This window comes from Xenorhabdus lircayensis, from assembly GCF_016306625.1.
GTDB lineage: Bacteria > Pseudomonadota > Gammaproteobacteria > Enterobacterales > Enterobacteriaceae > Xenorhabdus > Xenorhabdus lircayensis.
On record NZ_JACOII010000076.1, the window covers coordinates 1 to 6849 of the forward strand.

Annotated in this window: 16 protein-coding genes; 2 read left to right on the top strand and 14 right to left on the bottom strand. The window is 43.3% G+C overall.

The genetic code is table 11. The features are described from left to right. The 11 genes from H8A87_RS18885 to H8A87_RS18930 all read right to left on the bottom strand — a co-directional run. Positions 1-251: zinc-finger-containing protein (locus H8A87_RS18885; RefSeq protein WP_232370370.1), on the bottom strand; the 251-nt coding region annotated here is incomplete at its 3' end. Then, the gene (locus H8A87_RS18890; RefSeq protein WP_198691435.1) at positions 199-639 is read right to left on the bottom strand and encodes a hypothetical protein; all 441 of its coding nucleotides are present in this window, start codon (positions 637-639) and stop codon (positions 199-201) included. The genes H8A87_RS18890 and H8A87_RS18885, both read right to left, overlap by 53 nt. Positions 640-696: 57 nt before the next feature. Then, positions 697-1239 (bottom strand): single-stranded DNA-binding protein, encoded by a 543-nt coding sequence (locus H8A87_RS18895; RefSeq protein ID WP_198691436.1) that lies wholly within the window; start codon positions 1237-1239, stop codon positions 697-699. Further along, the gene (locus tag H8A87_RS18900) at positions 1240-1854 is read right to left on the bottom strand and encodes an ERF family protein (protein ID WP_198691437.1); all 615 of its coding nucleotides are present in this window, start codon (positions 1852-1854) and stop codon (positions 1240-1242) included. 2 nt (positions 1855-1856) lie between these two features. Then, a complete protein-coding gene (exoX, locus tag H8A87_RS18905; RefSeq protein ID WP_408646949.1) occupies positions 1857-2522 on the bottom strand; it encodes an exodeoxyribonuclease X in 666 nt (221 codons plus the stop codon). An 8-nt stretch (positions 2523-2530) separates the two neighbouring features. Next, a complete protein-coding gene (locus H8A87_RS18910) occupies positions 2531-2866 on the bottom strand; it encodes a hypothetical protein (protein ID WP_198691438.1) in 336 nt (111 codons plus the stop codon). Continuing rightward, a complete protein-coding gene (locus tag H8A87_RS18915; protein WP_198691439.1) occupies positions 2863-3006 on the bottom strand; it encodes a hypothetical protein in 144 nt (47 codons plus the stop codon). The genes H8A87_RS18910 and H8A87_RS18915 overlap by 4 nt, the downstream gene beginning before the upstream one ends. Then, complete coding sequence (locus tag H8A87_RS18920) at positions 3003-3278, bottom strand: hypothetical protein (RefSeq protein ID WP_198691440.1); 276 nt, start codon at positions 3276-3278, stop codon at positions 3003-3005. The genes H8A87_RS18915 and H8A87_RS18920 overlap by 4 nt, the downstream gene beginning before the upstream one ends. Before the next feature lie 15 nt (positions 3279-3293). After that, positions 3294-3422, bottom strand: coding sequence for a hypothetical protein (locus H8A87_RS20260; RefSeq protein WP_269749574.1), 129 nt, complete (start codon positions 3420-3422; stop codon positions 3294-3296). Between the two features lie 48 nt (positions 3423-3470). Continuing rightward, the gene (locus tag H8A87_RS18925) at positions 3471-3734 is read right to left on the bottom strand and encodes a hypothetical protein (protein ID WP_198691441.1); all 264 of its coding nucleotides are present in this window, start codon (positions 3732-3734) and stop codon (positions 3471-3473) included. Between the two features lie 2 nt (positions 3735-3736). Next, the gene (locus tag H8A87_RS18930) at positions 3737-4147 is read right to left on the bottom strand and encodes a hypothetical protein (RefSeq protein WP_198691442.1); all 411 of its coding nucleotides are present in this window, start codon (positions 4145-4147) and stop codon (positions 3737-3739) included. Between the two features lie 194 nt (positions 4148-4341). Between H8A87_RS18930 and H8A87_RS18935 the strand changes: the two genes are divergently transcribed. Then, positions 4342-4611 carry a hypothetical protein gene (locus H8A87_RS18935; protein WP_198691443.1) on the top strand — a complete coding sequence of 90 codons (270 nt, stop codon included), beginning with the start codon at positions 4342-4344 and terminating at the stop codon, positions 4609-4611. Between the two features lie 138 nt (positions 4612-4749). On the opposite strand, the gene H8A87_RS18940 is transcribed toward H8A87_RS18935, so the two are convergent. From H8A87_RS18940 to H8A87_RS18950, 3 genes are all read right to left on the bottom strand, one after another. Continuing rightward, on the bottom strand, positions 4750-4926 hold the full coding sequence (locus tag H8A87_RS18940) for a hypothetical protein (RefSeq protein ID WP_198691444.1): 177 nt from the start codon (positions 4924-4926) through the stop codon (positions 4750-4752). A 16-nt stretch (positions 4927-4942) separates the two neighbouring features. After that, positions 4943-5311, bottom strand: coding sequence for a hypothetical protein (locus H8A87_RS18945; RefSeq protein ID WP_198691445.1), 369 nt, complete (start codon positions 5309-5311; stop codon positions 4943-4945). A gap of 479 nt (positions 5312-5790) precedes the next feature. Continuing rightward, positions 5791-6441, bottom strand: coding sequence for a LexA family protein (locus tag H8A87_RS18950; protein WP_198691446.1), 651 nt, complete (start codon positions 6439-6441; stop codon positions 5791-5793). 80 nt (positions 6442-6521) lie between these two features. Between H8A87_RS18950 and H8A87_RS18955 the strand changes: the two genes are divergently transcribed. Then, positions 6522-6707, top strand: a complete 186-nt coding sequence (locus H8A87_RS18955; RefSeq protein ID WP_198691447.1) for a Cro/CI family transcriptional regulator — start codon at positions 6522-6524, stop codon at positions 6705-6707. Positions 6708-6849 lie beyond the last annotated feature (142 nt).

Below are 6849 nucleotides of genomic sequence, written 5' to 3' on the forward strand. Positions count from 1 at the left end.
CTCCGTGTTGGTCTGTCAGCTAATGTACCCAACGGAATATCAGTGCCCGGATGCATACCGACGCGTGCATCGCATGAGTTGCAGACATAGAGCCACGGCCAGCGACTGTTATTCAGAATGCGCCTGAATACCTCCGTGTGATGGGCTATTGTTACGTGGCCGCAGCAGTATCTACATTTGGTAGGAATGGTGAGAGGGTCATTGACTCGTTGTATTGCTTTGGGATTGGGATTGCATGGGGTGTATTGCATGAAGAGCCTCCGAGTCAGAAACTATTGCAGCATATTTACCCTGCGACCATGACAGGGGTTGACAGTTACGAATAACTGCGTTCAGAACATCGAACGCCTGTCGTAATTCATCAGGCAATTCACCATCCTCTGGCAAATCGTCGCTGAAATACTCAGCACCATCTATTTGCGATGGGTAGTTGGGTCCACAGATAACGAGCTGCAATTCAGACGGTTTCACCGCGTGCTCGTCGCAATATTCGTCTAGTTCATCCTCATTCCAGAAATATTGGTCAGTATCAAAAATGACTAGAGGCGTCTCTCTGTCCCACGGCTGGAGTTCCATTTCGGCAAATATTCGTTGCCGCGATGCCTCTGGTGAGTTGTACATAACTACAGTTTCAGACATAACAATCCTCCCGCCGCAGAGCAGCGTAGTGATAGGGGTTAGATGTTTCTGTTTGGATTAAATTACGTGAATAGCGTGACCGGGATACTGTTTACCAATCGGCGCAAAGGGAATATCATCATCAAAATCCATCGGTGGCTGTGATTGCTGGGTTTGTCCCTGTGGTTGCTGTGGCGTACCCCAAAATTCCTGAGACTGTTGCTGCTGCCCTGAATATTGCGGTTGTGATTGTTGCTCCTGTTGACTTCCCTGTCTGCCACCTAACATCTGCAATGTTCCACCGATGTTGACCACGATTTCCGTTGTATAGCGATCCTGTCCCTGTTGGTCTTGCCATTTGCGAGTCTGCAAAGCCCCTTCAATATACACCTGAGAACCTTTGCGCAGATATTCACCGGCGACCTCTGCCAACTTGCCGAAAATCACGACACGATGCCATTCAGTTTTTTCTTTCACTTCGCCTGACTGTTTATCCCGCCAGCTCTCAGACGTTGCCAGAGTAATGTTGGCAACGGCACCGCCATTTGGCAGATAGCGAACTTCCGGGTCTTGGCCTAAGTTACCGACCAAAATAACTTTGTTTATTCCACGTTTTGCCATTTATGCCGCCTTAAGTTCTTTTAGCCGAATACCTGTAACTTCCTTGCATTTTCCCTGTAATTCAGGATAACCCTCTAACGCTTTCCATATGTCTGAGTATGCCTGCTGGAGTTTTTCTTTATTGCTTTCAAAAGTGGCGTATTCTGTAAATTCACGCAGAACTTCATCTGGCCTTTTCGGTGCTACATGATGAACCTCGGCATCAGAATCAATCGCCGTTTCTTCTGTGGGTATACAAAACGCCTGAAATGCAGCATATTTATATGCAATAGACATCGCTTTGTTAGTAGCTTTATCTCCACTATCCATCGCTTCACCAAACGTTGTAACCGTGTGTGTGCTGCCGTCCTCCGTGGCGATGAAATCAAACTCAGCTTTAACTACGACGTAGAACAAAACGCCACCTTTTTGTGTTGTACGCTCTGTCACAGTCCTTTCGGTAATGCGCGGCAAAATTAACAAACCATGCCTAACCAAAGCAGGGGCAAGGGCGTTGTATACCGCATCTATGCCCCTGAATTTGAAGTTCTGCGCTTTGTTCTCACTGTTCTTTTTAATTCCTGTTTCAGCCAGTTCCTTAGCGACATGACTGATAGCTTTATAGACTGCACTCATAATTACCTCGTTAACCAATAATTGATGGTGAACTCAATATCAGGATCAAGGTCAGGCTGTTTTAGGAGCCATGCAAAATAGCTAGGATTAGTTTGCTTAACCTCTTCAAATGTCATCCCTTTATGTTTGCCGAACTTGAATGCGTGCAGCAATGAGGGTTGATTACTGATTTCCCGCATTTCCTTATCTGACCAGCCTGAAACTTCCTTTATGCGTTTAAATAATGCTGCTGTGACTATGCAGTCATAGAGCGCGCGGTGTGCGTGTAATCCATCTGGTACATGAACATCCAGTCGTAACGCATAACGCAAATATTGGTTGCTGTGACTCTCCATGTCGGGCCATAGCCGTTTGGCTAATTTCAATGTGCAGATAAATGGAACGTCCATTTCCGGCATCATCCGTGAATCGAAAGCAGCGTTATGTGCAACCAGAAAATCAGCCCCCTTGTACTGACCGATAACCTCATCAATCAGCGGTGAATTAATAACCATTTCATCTGTAATGTGATGAATAGCCATCGCACTGATTGAGATTGGTTTTTGCGGGTTTACAAAATGAGATTGTCTCTCAAGGTGATTGATTATGTCGTCCATGACATCAATACTGGCAATTTCAACAATCCCGCTCTCCATGTCGCACGTTTCGGTGTCTACTACTCTGTATATTGTCAAAATTAATCTCCTGTCCAGATACCACCATGATGGCGGTTAGGTGAATCACCGCGATAGAAATCGCGCTCTGTGCGATGGGTCGCCCAATAATCCCGCCACGCCTGACGCTGCTGTTCAGTGCGTTGCTCTGCCATGTGCTGTGGTAGCGGGGGATTGAATGCGGTGCGGTGGTTGATGTTCCATATCTGCTCTGCGATAACGCGTTCCGTTGAGGCCATCATTGCAGGATGAGGGGTATGACTATTGATGGCGGCGACCAACTCCTTTAGGTATCGCTGCTGCTCTATCGGGTCTTTCGGCACGAAACATCCCGTTGAGCGTCGGGGGTAACTGTTCATGTGAAATCTCCTGCGAAATCCATATCGCTGACTGGCAATCCCTCCTGACCTAATACCTCGCGCCGATATATCAGTTCCCTATGTTCGGCTATTTGTTCATCGGTGTACTGGTGTTGCTGGGGTTTTCCCTGATTGTTCATGCCGCCTCCTTGTGTGCCTGTCTGGTTAGGATTGCCAGATAACGATTCCCATTCGGTATTTTCTGGAACTCTTCTATCAGCCGTTCCTCGTCACAGGTTGCCATGAGATAAGCGAGTATTTCGCTGTGGTCTGGATTGGAGCGCTTAGCAAACTCTGAGAATGACATGTCAATATGCATATCGCCCAAATCCATATATGTGATATGGGTGCGTCCTTGCCTAACTGTGCTTTTAACTTCGACATAGCTATAACTAATGGTTGCTGGGTACATGATGACCTCCCGCTGTTAAACCGGAATAAATGCAATGAGTGAGATAATGAATGGTGTAATACGGCGCTTCCGTGCGCGCCGGTTCCTGATGGCCTGTGGTTTTGTTGGAAACACACGACAACCATCGAGCATGTTATTACGCATGTAAAAATCCCTCGTTAGTCAAAACGATTAGTGATTTTCTGGGTTGGGTTATTTAGCGCCTAGCTTCTTGGCGAGATTAACAGCTGCTTCTAAAGAGCCGAGCTTGACCGTTTGTTTATGCTGATACTTATTAACGGATGGGTAGAACAGCACTTTTCCCTGTGGTGTTTTGAAATGAATAGTTCCGCTATTACCTATAGAGTATGAAATATCAATTTGGCGTAATTTTTCTTTGTTGACTGAGCGGCGTTCATCCTTACGTCTTTTCAATTCCTCTCTCCACATTCTGAAATCATCTCCTACGTCACCCATAATTATTCCTTTTTCTGAGTCAGTGAGATCAGCGCCTTAGCGTGGAGTTCGGCAGATTCGCGGTCGAGGTGGATAATCCCAAAATCCAGCCGCATAATATCAATGGCTCTGCCACTCCACCCAGCCATACTGGCCCAATTGATATACGACAGCTGCCCGGTGCTGACATAGTAATATTCAGTTCCATTCTCCAACGGCTCCCTCACGGGTTCAGGAATATCATATTCCCCGATGCGAATAGTTTTGGGTTTCAGGCGATATTCTCTCCTATGTGAGAATGCAAAAGAATCCTCACCATCCCGCCATTCCTCGTTGCCATGTATTCGATATTGAAAATATTCCCAAGGTCTTTCCGTCTTCTGCGCTAGTTTCGCGTACTCCATCATTAAATCGGCGTGGATATGTTTAGCCATTGTTATTCTCCTTTTGGTTAAATTAATTATTAGTACACTGATTGTTATTGTTATTGTTATTGTTATTGTTATTGTATTTATTGAATAAGAATAAATAATTAAAATCGCATTGCTTAGATACGGTTTTAATATTTTCAATAATACCGACGCTTCTATTTTTTATACTTTATGCATTAAAAAATATAGGGGGTATCATGAGAGTGACAAATAGTTCGAGTAGCATTATTTCAGTTAGTATTAACTCCTGGGGCGATGATGCAGACCGTGATTGGTGGGATATAGGTCAGGGCGGCAATGAATATTGGAATCGCACAGATCAACGCGGTTTTGTAATGGCAGTACAACGCAGAGGGCAACAAAACTCTTATCTTATATTCAGCGATAGTGATATCTATGTTTACGATGATTATGTTAAGGATGGTGGTCGAAGAATAAGGCCAGCAACTGACCGTTATTATCAATAACCCATACGGTATTCCCCGTGCATACGGGGAATACGTTAATACGAGCAGGGTCATTTAATGAGACTGCTAATAGAGGTGAACAAATTATTTCAACTTTTGATGTCATCTTGGCACGCTTTAGGAAAATAAAGGACGAATCTAACTCTCAGTAAGTTTTGAAAACCCTTTCACTAGACTTTCAGCCAGATTTTCCAGTCTGGCTGTTTGTTCTGCTTTATATTCATTACTAGCTAAACATGATTCACGGATGGCGATTTCTTTATACACTTCAATGGCTGCTGTTCTCACGTCTTCGGGTAATTCTTCAAATTTCATGTCTATCTCCTGTTGTTTAAACTCTCGCCGTAACCCCGCCCGATTCCAGTTTCCGATTAGCTCGATTAGCTCTTTGCTGAGTGGAGTAAAGAGCTACCTCACTCATGCAGCAAGAGCCGTTGTTGTCGTTGTCTATGTCTTTTTTGAGACTGACTATCAGATTAGACAGAACGTCAATTTCATCGACTGGATTGAAAATACTGTCCCAAATTTCTCCCACCGAGCGTTCTTGTGCTTTTAATTCCAGCTCTTGGTTTTTCTTTGCCAAGAACTTAGCCCGACGCTCATAACGACGAGCGGTATAGTTTGTCTGGGGACGGGCTTTAATCGGAATTTTTTTGCTGTCCTGCTTAAGAGACAGCACAGAACGATTTGTATTAGTCATATTGCCTCCTCTAAATAAGTTTTGGGGTGTGACAATTGCTACATTGTGGCTCTATCACAGTTGCGCCTACTGTAGTCCTGATACATTCCCATCCGTGAATGGTCATGATTACTTTTAGGCTCAGTTGTCACACCCCAAAACTTACTTGGTGGTGGTTGATTCAAGAATGCCTGAATCTGTTCCGGTTTGTTAAAGAGCGTACTTATTACTGCTTATGCTGCTATCGAATCATCTACATCTTCATATGCCTGTAGCGGCTACTTCGTGGGCGGATTGCCTGTTCGATGGATATTAATTTAAGATAACTTAACAAATGTGTCAATACCAAAGTTAAGATAATTTAAATTTAGTGTGAAGAGATTTCTTGAACTGATATTCAACATTGGATTACTTCTACTTTGGGAAAGTCTTAAATAAGAAGCGAGCAGGCACAAAAAAACCCTCAAAATGAGGGCTTTTGTTATCTTTCTCTTGGATTATTACGGAAGTCTTGCAATTTTCGCGTCTACAACTACCCCGATGATTATGCATTTACTATGAATTGATATCATTCTATATTGCGGATTGAGCGGCTTAAGATAGTGGTTACCTGCATCAACAATGTACTGTTTAAATGTAGCTTCGTTTTCACTCTCTAATTTAGCAACAACTAATTTACCATTAACTGGAATCACCTCAGGATCAACTAAAATCATCATTCCTTCTGGTATGCTTAATCCAGATGGTGATGTCATCGAATCGCCTTTTACTTCTAGCCAAAAAGAATCACTAGAACAACTGACGGTAGTTTCATACCAGTCATCAATGGATTTTCTATGGTACGGCTCCAACGCTTCACTCCAACTTCCAGCACAAACCCAACTAATCAGTGGGTATTCACCTCTAGCTTTGTTGAACCAACAAAAGGAAACATTTGAATTGTCATCAAGTTTACCTTTAAGAATATATTCAGCTGAACGCCCTAAAGCAGCCGCTAAAGTTAATAAATTATCCCCCTTTGGCTCGGTGTCTTCTTTTTCCCATTGAGAAATAGCTGCGTGCGAAACTCCGACAATTTTGCCGAGATCTCGCTGAGTGAGCTTAAGCTCTTTTCTGCGCAATTTAATGCGCTCGCCAATAGTTGTTTTCATAGTTAAGCAATCTTAAATCCTCTTGACTTAAGATTCCTTTAGTTGAATAATTAAAGACATCTTAAATTGAGGTTATAAATATGTTCAAAGATGATGTAGTTAAATTTTTCGGCAGTCAGAGAGTTATTGCCGAAAAACTGAATTTGTCCGATGCCGCAATTTCTCAGTGGAAGGAAGTTATTCCTGAGCGTGCAGCTCTCAAGCTACACCGTATAACTAATGGAAAACTGAAATATAGGCCGAGCCTGTATAACAAGGCCGCATAATCTCCACCGCTCTTTAACAATTCTGACCGCTCTAGGCCATCTTGGAGCAACTCACCATCATCTATCTCAGGATAGTTGATATACCTGTATTTTTATTAAACAAAACTAAACATTAGGAACTGTAGCAAATGGAAGTCGCAAA